Annotated in this window: 1 protein-coding gene; it reads left to right on the top strand. The window is 60.6% G+C overall.

Features of this window, described 5'->3' with window-relative positions; translation table 11 throughout:
* Window positions 1–289, top strand: a 289-nt coding sequence (locus tag CWB98_RS23790; protein WP_138547006.1) for a condensation domain-containing protein, incomplete at both ends; no start/stop codon positions are given.

The raw sequence follows: 289 nt of genomic DNA, 5'->3' as shown, positions 1-289 counted from the left end.
CATCATCATGCGATTTTAGACGGCTGGTGTTTACCAATAATTTTTGCGGCGCTGACGGCATTTTATCAGGGCGCGGGGGCGAGGCTGGCAGCGCCACAGCCATACCGCCACTATGCGGCCTATCTGGCGCAACAGGACGGTGAGGTGGCGCAGGCTTACTGGCGCGATGTGCTGGCGGAGGTTGAGCATAAAACGCCGTTGCCACTGGCGCACCAGCGAGCGGAGCAGCGAGCACAGGAACCAGCGATGCAGGCACGTACAGTGACGTTCAGCGAAGAGCAAACGGGGG

The sequence above is a fragment of the Pseudoalteromonas rubra genome (assembly GCF_005887115.1).
In the GTDB taxonomy this organism is placed as follows: Bacteria; Pseudomonadota; Gammaproteobacteria; order Enterobacterales; family Alteromonadaceae; genus Pseudoalteromonas; species Pseudoalteromonas rubra_F.
The sequence above is the reverse complement of the archived record's forward strand: the minus strand, read 5'-3'. Positions and strand labels throughout refer to the sequence as shown.